The sequence below is a fragment of the Actinoplanes sp. NPDC020271 genome (assembly GCF_044388125.1).
Taxonomy (GTDB): Bacteria; Actinomycetota; Actinomycetes; order Mycobacteriales; family Micromonosporaceae; genus Actinoplanes.
The window spans coordinates 558677-580262 of sequence record NZ_JBIRWQ010000002.1; the positions used below are offsets into that span (position 1 = coordinate 558677).

At 71.8% G+C, this 21586-nt stretch carries 19 protein-coding genes; 6 read left to right on the plus strand and 13 right to left on the minus strand.

The features are described 5' to 3' along the window. Positions 1 to 29 precede the first annotated feature (29 nt). Both ACH442_RS06275 and ACH442_RS06280 read right to left on the minus strand, forming a co-directional pair. Complete coding sequence (locus ACH442_RS06275; RefSeq protein WP_396336861.1) at positions 30 to 1385, minus strand: FAD/NAD(P)-binding protein; 1356 nt, start codon at positions 1383 to 1385, stop codon at positions 30 to 32. 233 nt (positions 1386 to 1618) lie between these two features. Next, the gene (locus ACH442_RS06280; RefSeq protein WP_396336862.1) at positions 1619 to 2854 is read right to left on the minus strand and encodes a beta-ketoacyl-[acyl-carrier-protein] synthase family protein; all 1236 of its coding nucleotides are present in this window, start codon (positions 2852 to 2854) and stop codon (positions 1619 to 1621) included. Between the two features lie 523 nt (positions 2855 to 3377). Here ACH442_RS06280 and ACH442_RS06285 point away from each other — a divergent pair. Next, entirely contained in the window at positions 3378 to 4688 is a 1311-nt protein-coding gene (locus ACH442_RS06285) for a D-alanyl-D-alanine carboxypeptidase family protein (RefSeq protein WP_396336863.1), read from the plus strand. On the opposite strand, the gene ACH442_RS06290 is transcribed toward ACH442_RS06285, so the two are convergent. Further along, positions 4601 to 5569 (minus strand): DMT family transporter, encoded by a 969-nt coding sequence (locus tag ACH442_RS06290; RefSeq protein WP_396336864.1) that lies wholly within the window; start codon positions 5567 to 5569, stop codon positions 4601 to 4603. The two genes, ACH442_RS06285 and ACH442_RS06290, sit on opposite strands and share 88 nt — an antisense overlap. Between ACH442_RS06290 and ACH442_RS06295 the strand changes: the two genes are divergently transcribed. Both ACH442_RS06295 and ACH442_RS06300 read left to right on the plus strand, forming a co-directional pair. After that, entirely contained in the window at positions 5568 to 6959 is a 1392-nt protein-coding gene (locus tag ACH442_RS06295; protein ID WP_396336865.1) for a PLP-dependent aminotransferase family protein, read from the plus strand. The genes ACH442_RS06290 and ACH442_RS06295 overlap by 2 nt on opposite strands. A 50-nt stretch (positions 6960 to 7009) precedes the next feature. Next, complete coding sequence (locus ACH442_RS06300) at positions 7010 to 8398, plus strand: serine/threonine-protein kinase (RefSeq protein ID WP_396336866.1); 1389 nt, start codon at positions 7010 to 7012, stop codon at positions 8396 to 8398. 478 nt (positions 8399 to 8876) lie between these two features. On the opposite strand, the gene ACH442_RS06305 is transcribed toward ACH442_RS06300, so the two are convergent. Then, positions 8877 to 9839: a polysaccharide lyase family 1 protein gene (locus tag ACH442_RS06305; protein WP_396336867.1), complete on the minus strand. Its 963-nt coding sequence runs from the start codon at positions 9837 to 9839 to the stop codon at positions 8877 to 8879. Between the two features lie 196 nt (positions 9840 to 10035). Here ACH442_RS06305 and ACH442_RS06310 point away from each other — a divergent pair, with 196 nt between their 5' ends. Then, positions 10036 to 10941, plus strand: coding sequence for a nucleoside hydrolase (locus tag ACH442_RS06310; RefSeq protein ID WP_396336868.1), 906 nt, complete (start codon positions 10036 to 10038; stop codon positions 10939 to 10941). Here the strand turns inward: ACH442_RS06310 and ACH442_RS06315 are convergent. The 5 genes from ACH442_RS06315 to ACH442_RS06335 form a co-directional block, all read right to left on the minus strand. Then, on the minus strand, positions 10916 to 11071 hold the full coding sequence (locus tag ACH442_RS06315) for a hypothetical protein (protein ID WP_396336869.1): 156 nt from the start codon (positions 11069 to 11071) through the stop codon (positions 10916 to 10918). The two genes, ACH442_RS06310 and ACH442_RS06315, sit on opposite strands and share 26 nt — an antisense overlap. Before the next feature lie 3 nt (positions 11072 to 11074). Beyond that, positions 11075 to 12682 carry a diguanylate cyclase gene (locus ACH442_RS06320; RefSeq protein WP_396336870.1) on the minus strand — a complete coding sequence of 536 codons (1608 nt, stop codon included), beginning with the start codon at positions 12680 to 12682 and terminating at the stop codon, positions 11075 to 11077. 270 nt (positions 12683 to 12952) lie between these two features. Next, positions 12953 to 13942, minus strand: a complete 990-nt coding sequence (locus ACH442_RS06325; protein ID WP_396336871.1) for an NADPH:quinone reductase — start codon at positions 13940 to 13942, stop codon at positions 12953 to 12955. A gap of 109 nt (positions 13943 to 14051) precedes the next feature. Further along, complete coding sequence (locus ACH442_RS06330; protein WP_396336872.1) at positions 14052 to 15821, minus strand: flavin-containing monooxygenase; 1770 nt, start codon at positions 15819 to 15821, stop codon at positions 14052 to 14054. Positions 15822 to 15912: 91 nt separating this feature from the next. Next, positions 15913 to 16584 (minus strand): TetR/AcrR family transcriptional regulator, encoded by a 672-nt coding sequence (locus tag ACH442_RS06335; protein ID WP_396336873.1) that lies wholly within the window; start codon positions 16582 to 16584, stop codon positions 15913 to 15915. Positions 16585 to 16639: 55 nt separating this feature from the next. Here ACH442_RS06335 and ACH442_RS06340 point away from each other — a divergent pair, with 55 nt between their 5' ends. Continuing rightward, positions 16640 to 17590 carry a hypothetical protein gene (locus ACH442_RS06340; protein ID WP_396336874.1) on the plus strand — a complete coding sequence of 317 codons (951 nt, stop codon included), beginning with the start codon at positions 16640 to 16642 and terminating at the stop codon, positions 17588 to 17590. On the opposite strand, the gene ACH442_RS06345 is transcribed toward ACH442_RS06340, so the two are convergent. The 3 genes from ACH442_RS06345 to ACH442_RS06355 are packed head-to-tail and all read right to left on the minus strand — an operon-like array spanning position 17504 to position 20110. Then, entirely contained in the window at positions 17504 to 18316 is an 813-nt protein-coding gene (locus ACH442_RS06345) for an ABC transporter permease (RefSeq protein ID WP_396336875.1), read from the minus strand. The two genes, ACH442_RS06340 and ACH442_RS06345, sit on opposite strands and share 87 nt — an antisense overlap. Next, positions 18309 to 19109, minus strand: a complete 801-nt coding sequence (locus ACH442_RS06350; protein ID WP_396336876.1) for an ABC transporter permease — start codon at positions 19107 to 19109, stop codon at positions 18309 to 18311. Before ACH442_RS06350 ends, ACH442_RS06345 begins: the two co-directional genes overlap by 8 nt. Further along, the gene (locus tag ACH442_RS06355) at positions 19106 to 20110 is read right to left on the minus strand and encodes an ATP-binding cassette domain-containing protein (protein ID WP_396336877.1); all 1005 of its coding nucleotides are present in this window, start codon (positions 20108 to 20110) and stop codon (positions 19106 to 19108) included. The genes ACH442_RS06350 and ACH442_RS06355 overlap by 4 nt, the downstream gene beginning before the upstream one ends. 66 nt (positions 20111 to 20176) lie before the next feature. Between ACH442_RS06355 and ACH442_RS06360 the strand changes: the two genes are divergently transcribed. Beyond that, complete coding sequence (locus tag ACH442_RS06360) at positions 20177 to 20572, plus strand: hypothetical protein (protein ID WP_396336878.1); 396 nt, start codon at positions 20177 to 20179, stop codon at positions 20570 to 20572. 27 nt (positions 20573 to 20599) lie between these two features. Here ACH442_RS06360 and ACH442_RS06365 read toward each other — a convergent pair whose 3' ends face one another. Then, positions 20600 to 21580 (minus strand): phosphotransferase, encoded by a 981-nt coding sequence (locus ACH442_RS06365; protein ID WP_396336879.1) that lies wholly within the window; start codon positions 21578 to 21580, stop codon positions 20600 to 20602. Between the last annotated feature and the right edge of the window lie 6 nt (positions 21581 to 21586).

Here is a 21586-nt window from a genome sequence, read left to right on the forward strand (position 1 = left end):
CTGGTCGAGTGCCGGGAACAGACCGCGCGCTACCGCGGGACGGTCTGCCGGTTGAGGGCGCTGACCAGGCGGTCCACCTGTGCGCGGATCTCCGGGACGGCGGTCGTCTCCCACGAGTGGCCGCGCCGCAACGGGCCGGCCAGCCACAACCCGTCCTGGATCCGGCCGTCCCGGTCGGTGTCGACGCCCAGCCCGTACGGCCCGGGCCGCACCACTCCGTCGCGGAACAGCGACGCCAGGAACGGGTTCGCGGAGCCGGGCAGCGCGCCCGGCCCGGTACAGCTGATCACCGCGCCGAACCGCCGCGGCTCCTGACCCTCGACCGTTACGACCAGGCCGCCGCGCGGGTCCGGTTCGATCGACCGCAGGCGCCCGGCGGCGAACCGCAGTGTGCCCCGGTCGCGCAGCTCGGCGATGCGGGCAGCGATCGGCGGGGCCATCCGGTGCCGGTGCACGTCCCAGAACCGGACCACGTGCCGCAGGAATCGCTGCCGGTTGCCGTCGTCGAAGTCGTCCCACAACCGGTCCGCCTGGTGACGCAGGGTGTCGATCACGGCGACCCAGTCGGCGCCGGCGACGATCGAGAGGCGGACCCGGCGGAGGAGTTCGCGCAGGCTGAGCCCGCCGTCCAGGATCAGGTCGGGGTGCGCCGACGACGGCGGCAGCTCCGGGTGCGCGAGGGGCAGCAGGCCGCGGCGGGACAGGGCCTCGATCGGGCCGCGGTGACCGGCCTCGGTCAGGGTCAGTGCGACGTCGACCGCGGTCAGGCCGGTGCCGAGCAGCAGGACCGGCTCGTCGGCGTCCGGCTGCGGGTAGGCCGACCACGGGTCGGTGACCAGGTGCGGGCCGGCGTAGGCGGCGTCGCTGATCCCCGGCAGGCGCTGCTGCTGCGGGTTGCCGACGGCGAGGATCACCTGCCCGGCGCGGACCGGGCCGTTGTCGGTGAGCACCGCGTACCCGTCGTGGTCCTGGTGCAGCGCGGTCGCCGTCGCGACGTGGTGCCGCAGCCGGCCGCCGGACGTGGCGAGGATCGTGGCGAACTGGTCGGCCAGGTACTCCCCGTACAGCGCGCGCGGCAGGAAGTCGGTGCCCTCGATCGCGTGACCGTGCGCCCGCGCCCAGCGGACCAGGTGCATCGGGTCGTCGGGGCAGATGCTCATCGAGCCGGCCCGCGCGTTCAGGACGTGCCACGGCTGGGCCGCGCCGTAGGCCACGCCACGCCCCGGGGAGGCCTCCGGGGAGATCAAGACCACTTCCCGGTCCGTACGGAGGATCAACGCCCGTGCGAGCAGCGCGCCCGTGGCACCACCGCCGATGATCGCCACCGTGCGGGCGCCCGCGGCGTCCTGGTTGGTGGACGCTACCAATTCGACGAGGCTCGACATCTTACTCTCCCGCAGGTCGACGCTGTGGCCAGCAAACCACAATACCTACAGAAATTGTAGGTTGAAGCGGCGCGCGAAGCAGACTCTACGGCCTGTCGTCCACCTCTGCTGACACCTGCGGTTGCAGCTTCCGTCACAGCCCTCGGCCGGCGCCCGGCAATGCCTCCACCCCCGCCGACCACCCGCTGAGCCCGGCCGGCCAGGGCGGGCCGCAGCGGTGGTTCGAGGTGTGGTCAGGCGGGGGTGAACAGGAGAGAGACGTTCTGGCCGCCGAAACCGAACGAGTTGCAGATCGCGGCGCGGATCTCCCCGCGCCGGGGTTCCCCCGCGACCACGTCGAGCTCGACCTCCGGCGCCTTGTCGTCCAGGTTCAGCGTGTGCGGGATGACCCCGTTGCTGATCGACAGCATCGTGACGATCCCCTCGACCGCCCCGGCCGCCCCGACCAGGTGCCCGAAGCTGGACTTCGGGGCGGTGAGCACCACGTCGTCCCCGAGCGCGGCCCGGATCGCGACGGCCTCGCCGACGTCGCCGACCACCGTCGACGTGGCGTGGCAGTTGACGTGGTCGACGTCGGACGGGGACAGGCCGGCCGTCCGCAGCGCGGTCCGGATCGCCCGGATCTGCCCGGCGCCGGTCGGGTCCGGGCCGGTGATGTGGTGAGCGTCGGCGGTCACGCCGTACCCGGCGAGCCGGCCGAGAATCCGGGCGCCCCGGGCCGCGGCGAAGCCGGCGCGTTCCACGATCACGACGCCGGCGCCCTCGCCGAGGACGAAACCGTCACGACCGGTGTCGAACGGGCGGGAGGCGCGTTCCGGGTCGTCGTTGCGCTTCGAGAGCGTACGGGCCTGGGCGAACCCGGCAATGGTGAGCGGCGCGATGCACGCCTCGGCCCCACCGGCGATCACCACGTCGGCCTCGCCCGCGCGGATCAGGCGCGCGGCCATCGCCAGGGCCTCGGCGCCGGACGCGCAGGCCGACACCGTGGCGTACGCCCCGGCTTTCGCCCCGAACTCGATGCTCACCCAGCCGGCCGGCCCGTTCGGCATCATCATCGGCACGACCAGCGGGGACACCTTGGACGGACCTTTCTCCTCGATCAGGTCGTCCTGCCCGAGGATGGTGGAGACACCGCCGATGCCGGAGCCGATCACGGCCGCGAGCCGTTCGCCCTCGACCTCCGGGCGGCCCGCGTGCTCCCAGGCCTGCCGGGCCGCGACCAGGGCGGCCTGTTCGCAGCGGTCGAGGCGGCGGGCCTGTACGCGGGGGAGCACGCTGTCGGGTTCGACGGCCATCGGGGCGCCGATCAGGGTCGGCAGCTGCTCCCAGTGGGGGTAGTCCTTGAGCCGTTCGTCGATCCGGCGCACCCCGGACCGGCCGGCGAGCATGTTGGTCCAGAGGGTCTCCACGTCCCCGCCGAGCGGGGTGGTGGCGCCCCATCCGGTGATCACGACTTCGGTGGCACTCATCCGGTTCCCCCTCACAGCGGCGACCTGGCACCCGTAGTGGAACGCATGCAAATCCATCATGTCCATGTCCACCTGCCGACAAACCGGAACGGCCGGCGAACGGGATCGGCAATCGTGGTTTCCGGCATCTGGCCTGACCACCGTCGGGTTACAGAGATTTGAGCAGCTCAGGAATACTGGTTCCGGCATCCGGGCGGTCCGGGGCCGTGGAGGGGGCTGACTGATGACGCAGACGGGGGAGCCGGGCGAGGGCATGCCGGAGGCCGGTGGTCGCCCGGCGACGGGGTCGGCGCGGGTGCCCGGGCCGCGACCCGGTGACAACGCGGTGCAGCACAGCCCGCCCGTTCCCGGGTCGCGTCCGGTGACACCGGGCCGGGCGTCAGTGCCGGTGCCGCAACAACAAGGAGCGCCACCACAAACGCCCCAGCAACAGCTGCCTCAGCAGTCCGGGCGCGCGTCCGTTCCGGTCCCCGCGCGGCCCGGGGCGACATACGATGCGGCGACCCGACAAGCGTCGTTCTCCGTGCCCGTGACCGATCAGCCGCCTCTCACCCCGCCCCCGCCGGCGACACCGTCAGGTCCGGCGACGTATCAGGGCGGCCAGAACGCCGTACCGGACCAGAAGCGGGGAAGGCGGCGCCTGACAGCGGTCCTGGTCGCCCTCTTCCTGGTTGTCGCCCTGCTCGGTGGCGGTGCGGCGGCGCAGCTCAGCCGGGATCTGCCGGCCGCGACGCTGACCACGGCGATCGCGTCGACCCTGAAGATCCCGGGCACGTTGCCCAAGATCCCGTGGCCGGCGCAGGGGTCGGCCGAGCTGATGGTCGAGGGGCTGGGCCGGATCGGCGGTTCGGGCGGTGACTCGGCCGAGCCGATCGGCAGTGTCGCCAAGGTGATGACCGCTTACGTCATCCTCAAGGAGCACCCCATCCAGGGCGATGACGAGGGCCCGGACCTGACCGTGACCAGCGCGGACGTTGCCGACTACCAGTCCCGGATCCCCAGTGGCCAGTCGCTGGTGCAGGTGGTCGCGGGCGAGAAACTGACCGAACGTGACGCCCTCGAGGCGCTGATGCTGCCGTCCGCGAACAACATCGCGCACCAGCTCGCGGTCTGGGATTCCGGCAGCGTCGACGGCTTCCTGAAGAAGATGAACGCGGCCGCCGACGAGCTGGGCATGACCACGACGGAGTACACCGACCCGTCCGGTTTCCTGCCGACCACCACCAGCACCGCCGCGGACCAGGTGAAGCTGGGCCGGGCGGTGCTGGAGTTCGACGTGTTCGCCGAGATCGTCGAGCTGAGGAGCGCGCAGATCCCGGTGGTCGGCACCATCAAGAACTACAACGACCTGCTCGGCGTCGACGGGGTCTTCGGCATCAAGACCGGTTCGACCACGCAGGCCGGCGGCAACCTGCTGTTCGCCTCCCGGATCCAGGTCGGCTCGAAGACGCTGGTGCTGGTCGGCGCGGTCTTCAACCAGCCGGGCGCGCACACCCCGGAGCAGCTCGCCGCCGTCAACAAGGTGGTGCGCTCCCTGCTGGCCTCGGTCCGCAAGACCGTGAAGGAGTACGAGCTGCTCGCCGCGAAACCCGTCGGCAGTGTCGAGACCGCCTGGGGCTCGACGTCGACGGTGTCACCGGTCACCGCGTTGAAGGTGATCGGCTGGCCCGGCCTCGCCGTGAAGGTCACGACCACGACGACGAAACCGGGAGCGCAGGTCACGGCCGGTCAGCCGGTGGGCCAGGTTCAGGCTTCGGGGGAGCGGGTGGATCTCGCCACCGACGCTGCCACGAGCGAGCCCTCACTCTGGTGGAAGCTGACCCGCAAGCCCTGACGCGCCCGCTGGGTCAGGACCACGCAGCCCAGCACCACGACCGCCGCCACCAGGGACGCGGGCGTGACCGGCTCGCCCAGCAGCAGTGCCGACCAGACGATGGTCAGCACGGGCTGGGCGAGCTGGATCTGCCCGACCGTGGCGATGCCACCCTTGGCCAGTCCCGCGTACCAGGCGAAGAACCCGAGGAACATGGAGATCACCGTCAGGTAGCCGAACGCCGCCCAGCTGCGTGCCCCGGCCGGCCCGGGCAGCGTGACCAGGGTGATCGGCAGGGTGACGGGCAGCGCGGCGAGCAGCGCCCAGCAGATGGTCCGCGCCCCGCCGAGTTCACGGGCGAGCACCCCGCCCTCGGCGTACCCGAGCCCGCAGAGCACCACGGCGGCCAGCAGGTACAGATCCGACAGGGTCAGCGCGCCGCGCACCGCCCCGGTCGTGATCAGGAATGTCAGCACCGCGGCCAGCCCGGCCGCGCTGGACAGCCAGAACACCAGCGGCGGGCGCTCGTGCGCGCGGATCGCGGCGAACACCGCGGTCATCGCCGGCAGCACGGTGACCACGACGGCACCGTGCGACGAGGTGGAGCTGGTCAGCGCCAGCGACGTGAACAGCGGGAACCCGACGACCACGCCGAGCGCGACGATCGGCAGCCGCCGCCACTGCGCCCGGGTCGGCCGCGGCGACCGGGTCAGGAGGAGGAAGGCCGCGGCGAGCACGGCCGCGCCGACGGCCCGGCCGAATGCCACGAACCACGGGTCCAGCTCGTGCACCGCGACCCGGGTGGCCGGCAGCGACATGCTGAACGCCAGCACGCCCACGGCCCCGAGGGTCAGACCCGCTGTTACCGTACTGCGGTCAGTAGCGCTACTGTCGTCTCTCATGAATGACGGTAACGCAGCGGCCCGCGTTATCCAAGATCTTCGGATCAGGGTCACCGGCGCGGTCCCGGGGACCCGGCTGCCGTCGGTGCGGGAGCTGACCGCACACCACAGCGCGTCGCCGGTCACCGTGGCCGAGGCGATCCGTTCCCTGGTCGCGCAGGGTCTGGTCGAGGCCCGTCCGGGCAAGGGGACGTTCGTCGCGGCGCGCCCGGAGCCGGTGCGCGTGCCCGACCTGTCATGGCAGACGGTCGCGCTCGGCCCCGGTCGCTTCGGCGAGAGTGAGATGCAGGCGTTACTGGCGTTACCGCCGGAGGGCGCGATCCCGCTCTCCGGGGGCTACCTGCACGCCGACCTGCAGCCGACCGCCGCGCTCGGGACGGCGCTCGCGCGGGCCGCCCGGCAACCGGCCGCCTGGCAGCGCGGGCCGGCCGAGGGTCGCGAGGACCTGCGGGACTGGTTCGCCCGTTCCTCCGGTGCCCAGCTGCGAGCCCGTGACCTGGTGATCTGTCCTGGCGGGCAGGCCGCGCTGTCGTCGGCGTTCCGGGCGCTGGCCGCGCCCGGCGACACGCTGCTGGTCGAGTCGCCGACCTACCTGGGGGCGCTCGCCGCCGCCCACGCGGCCGGCCTGCGCGTGGTGCCGGTCCCCGCCGACCAGGACGGCGTGCTGCCCGGCCAGCTGGCAGCCGCGTTCGCCCGGACCGGGGCGCGGATCTTCTACTGCCAGCCGCTCTACGCCAACCCGAGCGGCGCGACCCTGGCCGCGCACCGGCGGGACGCGGTGATGGCCGCGGTGCGGGACAACGGGGCGTTCCTGATCGAGGACGACTACGCCCGTGACCTGGTGATCGACGGCGAGGCCCCGGCGCCACTGGCGGCCGGCGACCCCGACGGGCACGTGGTCTACCTGCGCTCACTGACCAAGTCGGCGGCGCCCGGGCTGCGGATCGCCGCGATCGGGGCGCGCGGGCCGGCCGGGGCCCGCCTGCGATCCGCCCGGCTGCTCGACGACTTCTTCGTGGCGGGGCCGTTGCAGCAGGCCGCACTCGAGTTCGTCACCGGGCCGGGGTGGGGGCGCCATCTCCGTACGCTCCGCCGGGAACTGAAAATTCGACGGGAAGCGCTCCTGGCCGCCCTGGAGCGCCGGCTGCCGGCCCTGGTCCCGGCCGCGATCCCGCGCGGCGGGCTGCACCTCTGGGTCCGGCTGCCGGACGGGAGCGACGACGTCGCGCTGGCCGGGCGCGCCGCCGCCGAGGGCGTGGTGGTGTTTCCGGGGCGGCCCTGGTTCGCGGCCGAGCCGACCGCCGCCCACCTGCGGCTGACCTACGCCGCGGCGCCCGCCGAGCTGATGGACGAGGCCGTTACGCGGTTGACGCGCGCGTTTCAAAAATGACACGCCGACAGATTTACAAATCCACAACGCATAGCCCCTACGATGCGCGCGTGCAACCGAATTTCGGCCTCGGGGCCGGCATGCGACTGGGCGGCCGATACCGCCTGGACAACCGGCTCGGCGCCGGCGGGATGGGCGAGGTCTGGCAGGGGTTCGACGAATCCCTGAACCGGGTCGTCGCGATCAAGACCATGCTGCCGGCGGCAGCCCAGGACCCCGACTTCGTGCAACGCTTCGCCGCCGAGGCGCACGCCATGGCCCGGGTCAACCACCCGAACGTGGCGGCGATCCACGACGTCGGTCAGAACGGTGGGCGCACCTACCTGGTGATGGAGTTCATCGACGGAGAGTCACTGGCGCAGCGCCTCGTCCGTGAGGGCCGGCTCAGCCCGGCCGAGACCAAACGCATCGTCATCGCCGCCGCCGAAGGCCTGCAAGCCGTCCACGACCAGGGCATCCTGCACCGGGACGTCAAGCCTGCCAACATCATGCTGCGCAGCGACGGTGGCGTGCTGATCACCGACTTCGGCATCGCCCGGCACCTCGGGTCACCCGGCGTGACCGCCACCGGCGCGGTCCTCGGCACGCCCGGCTACCTCGCCCCGGAACAGGTGCTCGGCCAGCCCGCCGACCGGCGCAGCGATGTGTACTCGCTCGGCCTGGTCGCCTACGAATGCCTCGCCGGGCAGAAGCCGTTCGTCGGCGACAACCCGTACGCGGTCGCGCTCCAACGCATCCAGCAGGAGCCGAGAACGCTCGGCGCCGACGTGCCGCCGGCCGTGCTCGCCCTCGTCGAACGGGCCTTGCAGACCGACCCGGAGAAGCGTTTCCCGTCCGCACTGGCCATGGCCGAAGTGGCCCGGCAGGCCGACCTCGCGTCGCCGAGCGGCACCGGTCGTACCGCGGGGAAGAAGAACCCCCGCGTGCTGATCGGCGCCGTCGCCGCCGTCGTGGTCATCGCCCTCATCGTCGCCGGGATCGTCGCCCGCGGCGGCAACGACGACCCCAGGGGCGCCGCGGCCGCCGGCGAACCCACCGCGACCGCGGCCGCCGGCGGCGCCCCGACCGGCTTCACCGCCTGCGGCGACGCGTTCTGCCCGGACGAACCGCTCTGCTGGGCCGGCCTCACCCAGATCGGCACCCAGGCCGTCGCGCCGGTGTCCCGCTACTGCCCCGGCTCCCACGTGTGGGAGACGTTCGCCGCGATCACCCTGCCCGCCGGGCCACCGGTGCTCGACTCCACGTCACCACTGATCAAGCAGCCCGACGTGGCCAAAGCCTGCTCGGCGCAGGTCATGGCCGCGCAGAGCCTCGACCCGGCCACGACCAAGGGCTGGCGGCGCGACGCGTGGCCGGTCCAGGGCAGCAACGGCTGGCTGCTGCACTGCATGGCCCAGCCCGCCAAGGGCTCGTCGGTCGGCGCCGCTTTCAAGAAGTGACAGACGCCCGGGTCCGGGAAGCCCTGCATCCGGGCGTTTCCTCACTTCGAAGTCAGGATCTTCATGTCCTGCGTCCGCTGTGGTCCTTCTCCGCCGCTCCCGCGGGGACCCTGGTGGGCTTCGCAGGGCCGTGGCCGGCCCGGAACGCGAAGCCCACCAGGGCGGCCTCCGTGGACGGTCCCGCTCAGAGCAACAAACCCGTCGTGAAGTAACCCCGCCGGGAGAGTCCCGCGCGCGTCGCAGTTCGCAAGCCGGGCTTGAGGGGTTCTCGCGCTGGTCGAGGCACTGCTGGGAGCGAGCCGGCCGGCGGTGGCCGGGGGGGGTGTCTCGTGGGGGTCGGGGCACCGCCGGGGCCGGCCGGTGGGCGTGACTCGTGGCTGGGCCGTGACGGGCAGCGGGGCCGCGTCGTGCAGGGCGGTGGAATCGGGGGACGGCGCCCGCCTGGGGATGGGTGGCGGGCGCCGTCAGATGTGGAATGTCAGATCTTGCCGGTGCCGGCCCCCGCGGTGACCGTGGCCTTGACGGTGCTGTTCGCCTCGGGTGAGTACGAGTACGGGATCGCCGCCACGGCGGCCCCGTTGCGCACCTGCTCCGTGCCCGAATTGACCTTGTAGTTGTTCAGCACCTTCAGGTTGCCGGAGGCGGAGTCGCCGGTCTGCGTGACGGTGGGGTTCGCCACGTTCTCGAAGTAGTTGCGTTCGACGTAGACGCCCGCGTTCTCCGTCGACGCCACCCCGTACGACCCGATGTTGCTGTAGTAGTTGTTGAGCACGTGGACCGGGTTGGCGAACCGCACGCGCGGGTGCCGCTGGTTGGTCCCGTCGAACCAGTTGTGGACGTAGGTGACGCGCAGATGCCCGAGGTCCTGGGCGCTGTTGTCGTCACTGTGCCCGAGCAGCATGGACTTGTCGTGGTTGTGCAGGTGGTTCCAGGAGACCGTGAGGTAGTCCGAGCCGCGCTTGATGTCGATCAACCCGTCGTACCCGTTGGACAGGTCGTTGTGGTCGATCCAGATGTTGGTGCTGCCCTCCTGCACGTTGATCGAGTCGTCGCCGGCATTCTTGAACACCAGGTTCCGGATGATCACATTTTTGACGCTGGACAGGTTGAATCCGCCGCCGGTGACGCCGGAGCCGGAGCCGACGCCGAGGATCGTCTTGTTCGAGGCGACGCTGTACATGCCCGAGATCGTGATCAGGCCGGAGATCTTGACGGTCTGTGACGTGCTGGAGCTGAGCGCCGACTTGAGGGCGGACGCCGTGGTGACGGTGACGACGGTGCTCGACGATCCGCCGGTGGTGCCGCCGTTGAGGCTCGCGAATCCGACCGGGCTGGACTCGGCGGCGAACGCCGGCCCGGCCTGGGCGGCGACGAGGCCACCGGCGGACGCGAGGACGCCGGCGGTGGCCGCGGCGAGGACGGTGCGACGTGACGGGGACATGGGGATTTCCTCCGTTGGGGGACGGGGTAATGGGTCCACGTGCAGGTAAGCGCTTTCCTCGGGCTGAAGCTAGGCCTGACATCCAACTCTGTCAATAATTGATTTCCGGCATGTTCTTAACCGGTTCACGCTGACCTGCGAGTTCATCACCCGGCAACACTCGCCCCGCTCGTGCAGCATCTGTAGAACGGGGAGCATGCTGATCTACCTCGACTGTGACACCGGCATCGACGACGCGATCGCCATCGCCTACCTGCTCGCGCACCCGGACGTGACCCTCGCCGGCATCGGCACGGTCAACGGCAACACCACCGCTGCGCAGGCCGCGGCCAACACGCTCGGCGTCCTCGCACTGGCCGGCGTCACCGGCATCCCGGTCGCGGTCGGCTCCGGCGAGCACCCCGGGTCGGTGGTCCCGGTCCACGGCGGCAACGGCGTCGGCGGGGTCACGCTTCCCCGCGGAGAAGATCCGATCTCCCGTACGGCCGTGGAACTGCTCCTCGATCTCGCCCGGCAGAACCCGGGTGAGCTGCATGTCCTCGCCACCGGCCCGTGCGGGAACCTGGCCGCCGCGCTCAGCGGCGAGCCGCACCTGCCCGGGCTGCTCGCCTCGGTCACCGTGATGGGCGGGGCGGTCCGCGTCCCCGGCAACCGTCAGCCGCACGCCGAGGCGAACATCGCCCACGACCCGGCCGCCGCGGCCACCGTCCTCGCCGCGCCGTGGCCGGTCACGCTGGTCCCGCTCGACGTCACGATGCGTCACCGGTGGACGGTCGCCGACGTCGACGCGCTGCGCACCGCGGGGACCCCGCTGCAGCGGGCACTCGCGGACATGACGCCGGTCTACTTCGACAGCTACGAGCGGCGGCTGGGCGTGCGCGAGATCCCGCTCCACGATCCGCTCGCCGCCGCGATCCTGCTCGGCGACGTCACGCCCGACGAGGCTCCGCAGCTCACGGTCGACGTGCAGGGCAATGGCCGTACGGCGGAAAGGGGTGTGGGTTCGGTCCGGGTGGTTCTCTCGTTGACGCAGCCGGCCGGGCCGATCCTGTTGGACCGGCTCCTCGCCCGAGGAGTCAGGGGCCGGCCGGCAACCGGGTGACGCCGTGCTCGAAGCGGTCGTCGAACGACTCCTCGGTCAGGAACGGGAGCACGCGCTGTAACGCCGGCCGGTCGCCCACCCGCAGCTCGTGGGTGAACCGGCCGGGCGCGGCCCGCTCCTCCTGGGTCACGCCTCAGTGGGCGTGGACCCGGTTGCGCCCGGCCCGTTTCGCCTCGTAGAGCCGCTGGTCGGCCAGTCCCATCCCGAGGTCCGCGCCGGTCGCCTCGGCGATCCCGAAACTGATCGTCACGCTCAACCCCTCGGCGACCTGCTCCCACGGGTACGCGGCCACCCGCGCCCGCAGCAGGTCGCAGGCCGCGCGGGCGTCGCCCAGGCCCGAGCCGCTCAGCGCGACCAGGAACTCCTCGCCGCCGAGCCGCGCCACCATGTCGGTGTCCCGCACACCGTCCAGGAAGATCGCCGCGATCCGGCGCAGCACCTCGTCGCCGACCGGGTGCCCGAACCTGTCGTTCACCTGCTTGAACAGGTCCACGTCGGCGACTGCCACGGCGAGCGGCGCGGCGCCGGCGGCCAGCACGGGCAGCCGTTCGTCGACCGAGCGCCGGTTCGGCAGACCGGTCAGCGCGTCCTCGGTCGCCTGCCGCTGCCACACCGCGTTGGCCGCGGCGAGTTCCATGTTGGACGTGCGGTGCAGCTCGGCTTCGAGGCGCGCGTTCTCGGCCTCCAGGCGGGCGTTGTCCAGCTCGAAGTAGTGCGCGGCCATCCGGGCCTTCGCCGCGGCGACCTGATTGTGCAGCTCACGCTCCAGGTCGTGGAACCCCCGATAGCAGCGCAGGGCCTCCCGGAAGTCGCCGATCTGCTCGTACGCCTCGGAGAGTTCCCGCAGGATCTCCATGACCATCGGCTTCTCGCCGGCCTGCCGCGCCCGGTCCAGCGCCAGGAGGAGCCCGTCCACGGCCGCGTCGCACTCACCGCGCAGCAGCCGCAGCCGCGCCTGGTGCTGCAGCGCCGACGACTCCAGCGACCAGTACCCGGCGTCGACCGCGATCACCCGCGACTGCTCCAGGTGCCCGGCCGCGGCGTCCAGATCCCCGGCCAGCCCCAGCAGCACCCCGTAGTTGTCCAGGCTCAGCGACTCCCGGAACGGGTTCCCGGCCGACCGCGCCAGCCGCAGCGCCTCGGCGACCCAGATCAGGGCGTTGCCCAGCATCTGCTCGGCGCGGTCGGTCTCACCGAGGCGGCGCAGGCGCGGCACCTCGTACGTGGCGTTGTCGCCGATGTTGTTGAGGATGCAGAACCGGGCCTCGTCGTCCATCCCGGTCGCCATCGTCAGCGCCTGCGACAGGTACACGTTGCTCAGCTCGTGATCGCCCATGCTGCCGTGCACGACCCCGGTCCGGTTGTGCACCCAGTAGAGCAGGTCCCGGTTCCCCAGCGCCTGCGCGATGTCCCGCGCCCGCGCCAGTACCTCCAGGGCCTCCTCGTGCATGCCCAGGTCCCGCAACGGCATCGCCTGCAACGTCAGCACCTGGCAGAGCCCGGCGCCGTCGTTCAGCGCCTCCAACTCGGCGACCGCCTGCCGGCACGCGGTGACCGCCTCCTCCTGCCGCCCGATCCGCAGCAGCTGGTTCGCCAGCGACCGCAGCGCCTCGGCCTGCCCGGCGCCGTCCCCGCCGGCCCGCGCCAGATCCGCGGCCCGCTGTGCCGTCTCGCACCCGGCCCGGTAGTCGCCGGCCCGCCGCAGCTCCTCGGCCCGGGCCAGCAGCAGCTCAACGGTCATCCGTGCCTCCTCCTGCGAGCTGTGATGACCATCGGTCCGCTCCCTGCGATTCTGAGAACAACCGGATGCTAGCCAAAGATCAACGTCAACAGCATTCCTCGGTACGACCGTTGCCCACCCCCTGGGAAGCAGTCCGCGATGCCCAGCCGGTGCCGGCCCCACCCCGGCGCCGCCGCCACCCCGGTCCCACCGCCCCCGTCCGGCCCGGACCTCCGGCAACCGCTCACCCGGGTGCGCGCCGCACCGCCGTCCGCTGTCGTGAACGGGGAATCAGTCGAGGGTGATGAGGACCTTGCCTACGATGGACTGTTCAACGGCGTCGTGGGCGGCCGCCGTCTCGGCCAGCGGGAAGTGGTGCAGGGGGAGGCCGTGCTCGGCGCCGACGGGCAGGGCGCCGTCGCGCAGTGCCGCCCCGATGTCCTCGGCCGCGGCCTGCAGCGCCTCTTCGCCGACGGTGTAGAGGATTAGGAACTGGACACGGGCGTTGATCATCATGTGCGGGCGGATGTCGAACGCCGCGGTGGCCCCGCCGTTGTCGGCGTAGATCGCGATCGTCGCGTGGTTCGCCGCGACCGCCTGGTTCAACGCGCCGTTGCGGGCGGCGGCCACCTCGACGATGATGTCGACGCCGTCCGGGGCGATCGCCCGGATCTCCGCCGCGGCGTCACCGTGCTTGTAGTTGACGACGTGGTGCGCCCCGGCCGCGGTGGCCAGCGCCGCCTTCTCCGGAGAGCTGACCGTGGTGACGACCGTCGCGCCGGCCCAGCGGGCGAGCTGGATCGCCGCGTGCCCGACCGCTCCGGCGCCGCCGGCGACGAGCACGGTCCGGCCGTCGAGGGCACCCGGGCCGAGCCGTTCCGGGCCCGCCTCGGCGACGGTCAGCGCGCGGTGGGCGGTGACGGCCGGGACGCCCAGGGCGGCTCCCACGTCGTACGGGAAAGGCTCGGGAAGTGGAAAGGCGTGCGCGGCGGGAACGATCGTGAACTCGGCCGCGGTCCCGTGCGGGCCGGTGTGTGCGGCCAGCATGACCCAGACCCGGTCACCGGCGTGGTGGGAGAGTACGCCCGGCCCGACCGCGTCGACGAGCCCGGCGCCGTCCATGTTCGGGACGGCCCCGGCCTCGCTCGTGGGCCGGCGTTTCCAGTCGGTCGGGTTGACGCCCGAGCGCAGCACCCGGACCCGGATCTCGCCGTCGCCGGGCTCGGGGACGTCCTTGTCGACGAGTTCCAGGCCGGTGCCGCTGATGGTGATCGCCTTCATGCCCCCGACTCTACGAGCGTGCCCGCGGTGAGGGGCGCCGACTCCACGAGCGTGCCCGCGGTGAGGGGCGCCGACTCCACGAGCGTGCCCGCGGCGAGGGGCGCCGACTCTACGAGCGCAGGACCTCGTCCATGCCGCCCTCGGCCCGCCACGTGCGCAGCAACTCGTGGAAGACGACCGGGCCGGGCCCGAACGACGTGTTCACCGGGCGCGGCTTGCCCTCCCCGTTGTAGTACCCCGGCGTACATTCGGCCCGGAAGTTGAAGTTGACCGGCGCGGTGTCGCGGATCGTGTCGACCCAGGCCTGTTCGGCCTCCGCGGTCGGTTCGATGCGCTGCGCGCCGCGCTCGGTCGCCGCCTTGACCAGCTCGCCGATGTGGGTGGCCTGTTCCTGCAGCACGTGGGTGAAGTTGACCGCCGCGGCGTTCTGCAGCGAGCCGAGGTGGAACAGGTTGGGGAAGCCGTGGCTGTAGAAGCCGTGCAGCGTGCGCGGCCCCTTGGCCCAGTGCCCGAGCAGCGGCAGGCCGCCGCGGCCGGTCACCGGCAGCGTCCCGGAGACGACGCCGGAGATGCCGACCTCGAAGCCGGTCGCGAAGATCACGCAGTCGACCGCGAACTCCTGGTCGCCGACCTTGACGCCGGTCGCGGTCATCGCGGTGATCCCGCCGAGGTCGGCGGTGTCGACGAGCGTGACGTTGGGCCGGTTGAACGCCTCGAGGTAGTGGTCGCTGAACGTGGGCCGCTTGCACATGTAGCGGTACCACGGCTTGAGGATCTCGGCGGTCGCCGGGTCCTCGACGATCTCGGCGACCCGGCCGCGGATCTCGTCCATCTTGCGCGCGTCGGCCAGCTCGTCGAGGTAGTCGCGTTCCTCGGCGGTCAGGTTCTCGTCGACGGTGCCGGTCAGCATCTGCCGCTGCAGTTTCGCGGTGGCGGTCCAGCCGTCGTCGATCAGGTCCTCGGCGACGTGCCCGCCGGTGACCAGGGTCAGGAAGTTCTCCATGCGTTCGCGCTGCCAGCCGGGCTTCAGCGTGGCCGCGAACGACGGGTCGATCGGGCGGTTGCCCCGCACGTCGACGGTGGACGGGGTGCGCTGGAAGACGTAGAGCTGCTCGACGTCCGGGGCGATCGACGGCACGATCTGGATCGCGCTGGCGCCGGTGCCGACGACCGCGACCCGCTTGCCGGTCAGGTCGTAGTCGTGGTCCCACCGGCTGCTGTGGAACGTGTGCCCGCCGAACTCGTCGAAGCCGGGGATGCCGGGCAGTTTCGGCTGGCTGAGCGTGCCGGAGGAGATCACCACGTACCGGCTGCGGTACTCGTCGCCGCGGTCGGTCGTGACCGTCCAGTCGGCGGTGTCCTCGTTCCAGCTCAGGCCGGTGACACGGGTGTGGAACATGGTGTCGTCGTACAGGCTGAACTGTTTCGCGATGGCGACGGCGTGCTGACGGATCTCCTCGCCCGGGGCGTAACGCCACTTCGGGACGTAGCCGACCTCCTCCAGCAGCGGCATGTAGACGGTGGCCTCGATGTCGCAGTGCACACCGGGGTAGCGGTTCCAGTACCAGGTGCCGCCGAAGTCGCCGCCCTCGTCGACCATCCGCAGGCTCTCGACGCCGGCCTGGCGCAGTTTGGCCCCGGTGACCAGGCCGCCGAAGCCACCACCGATCACGGTCGCCTCGACCTGGTCGCGGACCGGTTCACGCTCGGCCCACGCGGTGTAGGGGTCCTTGGCGTAGGAGCCGAACTCGCCGGCGGCCCGCCGGTACTGAGCGGTGCCCTCCGGGCGGATCCGGCGGTCGCGTTCCGCCTGGTACTTCGCGCGCAGCTCGGCGAGGAGCGCGGGCGAGTAGCGGCGCGGCTGAAAGGTCGGGGACATGGGTGGTCCTTATGGGTGGAACCGGAGGGATGGCCGGATCAGCTAAGCCGCGTCGGGTTTTTAAGTCAAGTGATTGCCGAATGAATGTTGATCATTGTGGAGGCTCACGCCGGGTTGCCGGTGCCTGATACAGCCCCTCGATCGCGTCGATCAGCCCGACCGTCGTCGCCGACCACACCGTGGACGCCTCGGCCGGATCCTCCGGCAGGCTGCGTTCCCGCTGCGCGCACAGATGCGTGATCAGCGTGTGGGCCATGTCGTCGCGCTCGTTGCACACGGCCGGCGGCAGGCCGGGCAGGCAGGCGTGCAGCGACTCGGTCACCTCGATCAGGTGCGTCGCGCCGGCGAACTCCAGCGCGGCCAGCTCCCGCAGCTGCGGCTCGGTGATCAATTGCGCGGCCAGCCGGGCGTAGCGGCACGGCGACCCCAGTGAGGCCAGATGATCCGTGTACGGCCGGACGACGCACGTCACCCAGTCCCGCAGCCGGGTGCTGCCGCGGTGGCGGTCGAGCAGCTCGGCCCGGATCTGTTCCATCGGCTCGGCGTGCCGCTGGATGATCGCCCGGACCAGGTCGGCCTTCGTCCCGAAGTGGTAGTTAACCGCGGCGTTGTTGCCCTGCCCGGCGGCCTCGCTGACCTGCCGGTTGGAGACGGAGAAGACGCCGTGCTCGGCGAAGAGCCGCTCGGCGGCCACGATGATCCGCAGGCGAGTGTGCTCCACCTGCTCGTGCCGGCGGCTGCTCTGGTGCGCGGTGACTCCCATGTCACGGCCAGGATAACGGTTTGCCCGGATGCGGCCACCGGCAGACGATGGCGGCGTGCGATCACCGTTGCAGGGCGGGCTGCCGCCGTCGGGCGTGCCGGCCGGGGACGTGGTGGAGATCGCCTGCGACGAGTCCGGCTTCTCCGGCACCAACCTGCTGAACTCCGGCGCGCCGGTGATCACGCACGCCGGGGTGGACCTGACCGGGGAGGAAGCCGCCGCGCTGATCGCCGGGCTGCCCGCCGGTTCGCCGCACGAGCTGAAGTCCGGCCAGTTGCTGCGCCGGCCCGGTGTCGCGCTGGACCGGTTCTTCGCCGCGCTGACCGGCCGCGCCCATGTGCACCGGATCGACAAGAGGCGCTTCCTGCTGACCCGGATCGTGGACCTGCTGCTGGCCGAGCCGTCCTACGCCGCCGGGACGAGTCTCGCGCGCGACCCGCGGGCCGACGCCCTCGCGCGTTATACCGGGCCGGGCTGGGACGCGTTCCTGACCGCTTTCACCGAGCTGGCGCGGACCAAGCGCCCCGGCCCGATCGGTCCCCGCGTCGACCGTTTCTTTCAGACCCGGGATCTGCTCGTACGGGGCACGCCCGCCGACCCGGTTCTCGACGCGCTGCACCCGGCCCACGTCCGAGCCGTGGTGACCAGGCTGGACGCCGAGGACAGGTCGATCCCGCCGCCGCTGGAGCCGCTGCTCCCGGCGCTGGCCGAGACGGTCCTGTTCTTCTCGCGCGGCGCCCGGCGCGTGCTGGTCGTGCACGACGAGCAGAGCGCGCTGACGGCCGGCCGCCTGACCCGGTTGCAGCGCGCGCTGGCCGGGCCGGACGGGGTGTCCCCGCTGGCCGGCCTGGTCACCGTCGACTCCCGGGACGACCCGCGCGTCCAGGTCGCCGACCTGCTCGCCGGGATCGCCCGCCGGTCAGTGCCCGACGCCTTGATAGAAGCGCAGCTGATGGCGCCAGAAACGGTAGGCCAGCGCGAACAGCCCGGCCCCGACCAGCGGTGAGAGCAGGCCGAGCCAGGCCGGCACGGCGAGCTGACCGGTCCGGCCCAGCACCACGCTGGCCGGGAGGAACGCGATGAACGCGATCGGCAGCGCGTACGTCAGCACCCGTTGCACCCCGGTCCCGAAGACGCTCAGCGGGTACGACCCGAGCGTGTCGATCGTGTCGAGCATCATCATCCGGTACGCCCACGTGTCGAGCACGCGCACCGACAGCCCGGCGATCACGATCACCGCGGACCCTTCGAGCAGCGCGCCGCCGATGATCGCGAGCACCAGGAAGACGATCGAGGCCGGTGACCACTGCACGTCGGCGACGACCAGCGCGACGCCGAACACCACGATCGCCATCGACAGGTCGCCGAACGGCAGCAGCGACCGCGTGTACGTGGACATCTGCGACAGCACGTTCGCGGGCCGCAGCAGCATCCGGTCGAGTTGACCCTCGCGGATCAGGAAGTCGGCCTGACCGACGCCGTCGATGGTGACGAGCCACAGTGCGTGGGAGAGCAGCCGCATGCCGTACAGGAAAGCGATCTGTCCTAATCCCCAGCCGGCCACGGTGCCGAACGTGTGCAGCAGCACCCAGACGAAGGCGAAACCACTTCCCTGGTACGCGGCGCCGGCCAGCACCATCATCAGCAGATTGCCGCGGTACTGGAAGACGCTGCGCAGCGACGCCCCGCGCAGCAGCAGGTAGAGCCGGAACTCACGCTTCAGGTCAGCCACCGTGCACCACCACCCGTCGATGCGAGCGCTGCCAGACCAGGGCCAGCAGACCGGAAAGGATCACGATCCAGACGAGGGCGAGACCGAACCCGGTGACCGCCTCGCGCGCCGGGATCTGACCGATGTAGATCGCGGCCGGCTCGTAGACGATGAACCGGAACGGCAATGCCTCGGCGACCGCCCGCAGCGGCCCGGGGAAGAACGCCAGCGGCACGCCGGCCCCGGCCAGGAACGTTGCCACGAACCGGTACAGCACCGAGATTCCCAGGTTGTCGACGGTCCAGAACGCGGTCAGCCCGACCAGCAGCGTCAGCAGCGCGTTCAGCACCCAGCCGAACAGCAGCGCCACCGGGTACAGCAGCCCAGCGGCGGCCCCGGCCGGCGCGGACAGCCCGCCGAGCAGCGCGGCGAACGGCGCGACCACCACCGTCACCGCGATCTGGATCATCGACTGGCCGGCCTGCAGGGCCAGCATCTGACCGGGATAGCCCAGTGGCCGGCTCACGTCGAAGAGCACCTCGCCGGAGCGGACCCGGCTCGCCATGATCCAGGTGATCGGCGTGTTGACCACGACGGCCTGCAGGTTGGCGAGGGTCAGGTAGACCACCGTGCTCTCCAGGGTCAGCCCGGCGACCGTGTCCCGCCCCTGGTAGGCGGCCGACCACACACGCGTGACCAGCACGATCCACAGCAGGGTGACCGCCGTCGACGCGAAGATCATGCTGCGGTACTGCAGGCGCATGGCGATCGCCGTCCGCACGTACGCGGTCCAGGCTCGCGTGCGGACCCTCACGCCGGCCGCCGCTCGCGGTAGAGCTCCTTGACCACGCTCTCCAGGTTCGACTCGACCACCGACAGGTCGCGGATCCGGTGCCGGTCCCCGGCCGCGGTCAGCAGCCGATGCACCGGCTCGTCGCGCCCGACCCGGAACCGCCACCGCCCGTCGTGCTCCCGCTCGCCGACGAAACCACCCAGGTCCAGCCGCTCCCCGCCGGGCTGCTCGCCGTCGAGGCGGACCAGCACGTCGCGGTACGGCGCGTACCGCGCGATCAGCCCGTCGACCGCCCCGTCGTAGAGCACCCGTCCGTGATCGATCAGCAGGATCCGCCGGCACAGCCGCTCCACGTCGTTCAGGTCGTGCGTGGTCAGCAGCACCGTCGTGCGCCCGCTGCGGTTCGCCTCGTCGACGAACGACCGCACCGTCTCCTTGGCCAGCACGTCCAGCCCGACCGTGGGTTCGTCGAGGTAGAGCACCGGCGGGTCGTAGAGCAGTGCGGCCGCGAGGTCACCGCGCATCCGCTGCCCGAGGCTCAGCTGCCGCACCGGCGTGTGCAGGAACTCGTCCAGGTCCAGCAGTTTGCGCAGGCGCGCCAGATTGCTCCGATAACGATCATCCGGTACGTCGTAGAGCGCCCCGACGAGGCGGAACGACTCGACGAGCGGCAGGTCCCACCACAGTTGGCTGCGCTGGCCGAACACCACACCGATCCGGTACGCCAGTTGCTTGCGGTCCCGCCACGGCACCACCGGCCCGTCCGGCCCGGCCACCTCGACCGTCCCGCTCGTCGGCCACAGCACCCCGGTCAGCAGTTTGATCGTGGTCGACTTGCCGGCCCCGTTCGGCCCGAGATAGCCGACGATCTCCCCCTCGTCGATGTCGAAGTCGATGTGGTCGACGGCGAGAGTGCGTTCCTTCTCCCGGGTGAAGAGCGTCCGCACCGCGGCGAACCGGCCCTGCACCGGTTGTGCCCGCACATACTCCTTGGTCAATTCCCGTACCGTGATGAGGGCCATGGGACGGGTCTACCGAAACGGCCGAATCCGGGTCAACCGGATTCCCGGCCCGCCATGATCAGTGGCATGAACGTGATCGACGCGGTGTGGAAACGAGCCTGCGCCCACCAGGGCGGCGGCCCCGGCGACCGGCACCTGAGCGCGTTGCTGCTGGTCCACGGCACGATGCTGAACGGCGGGGCGGCGGCCGCCGCGGTCGGCTTCGAACCGGACGACCTGGACGCGGCCGTCGAGGCCTGCGAGTACTTCGGGCTCAACGGATTGGCCGGCGTCTTCCGCGAGCTGCCCCTGGCCGCCGACTCCGAGTGGGACGAACGGCGCCTCGACATGGCATTCCAGGACATGGACCCGGAAGGCATCATGATTCCCGCCGCCTTCGAGGACCGTTACGACGCGACCCCGGAGGACTTCGACCCGGTGCCCCGGCGCCGATTCGGCCTGGGCCGGCTGACCCGCCACTGACCGGCGCCCGGCTCGGCGGGACCCGGCTCAGCGGGACCCGGCGGCGAGGGCCGCACTCACCTCGCGGCGGTGGCCGGTCCACCAGTAGAGGTAGCCGCCGCGCCGGGACAGCAGGTGGTCGCACGAGGAGTCGCCGGCGAAGTGGCGTTCCAGCTGCCACGTCTCGGTCGCCAGGGTCCACCAGCGGCGGTCGGCGGCGTCGTCGAGCCCGATCGGGACGCGGCCCCGGTACCCCTGCGCGAACGCGGCGATGCGGTCCAGATCCTGGCCGAACAGGATGGTGGCGGTGCGGACGACCTCCAGCCCGTACGGCCGGACGCCGAGCCGGTCCCAGTCCAGCAGGCCGACGACCGCACCGTCGCGGACCAGCAGGTTCAGCGGATTCAGGTCGCCGTGGGTCCAGCCGCACGGAGTGACGTCGCCGGCCGGTGGCTGCTGATCCTCGACGGTGTCGAGCAGTTCCAGGCGGCGGGCGATCTCGTCGCGGGCGAAACCGTCGGACTCCGCCGACAGGCGGGCGAACCGGTGCAGCTCGGCCCGGGCGTGAGCAGCCGTGGACGGCTCGTCGGGCAACTGCCGCGGCGCGGGCGGGCACAGCTCGGTCAGGGCCAGGTGCAGCCGGCCGACCAGGTCACCGAGCGCCGTGCAGGCGGCGCGAGGCAACTCCGGGCCGGTGGGATGGGTGCCGAGGATCCAGTCGTTCACGGCGTACGCGGCATCGCCGATCGTGAGAATGGCGTCGCCGGAGCCGGTCAGGCGGGGTGACGCGACCGGGAAGCCACGCTCGGCCAGCCGTGGCAGCAGACTCTGGCCGACCCGGACGGCCTCCGGTGAGCGGTCGGTCAGGCGCTTGACGGCGAACGTGCCGCGGTCGGTGGTGAACTGCCAGTTGAGGTTCATCACCCCGGTCTGCACCGCCGAGCAGCTCACGACCCGTCCCAGCCGGAACTCGTGCGCGACCGCGGCCTGCACCTCCGGGGCCAGCGGCGGCACCCGCGACGACGTCATCGGCCT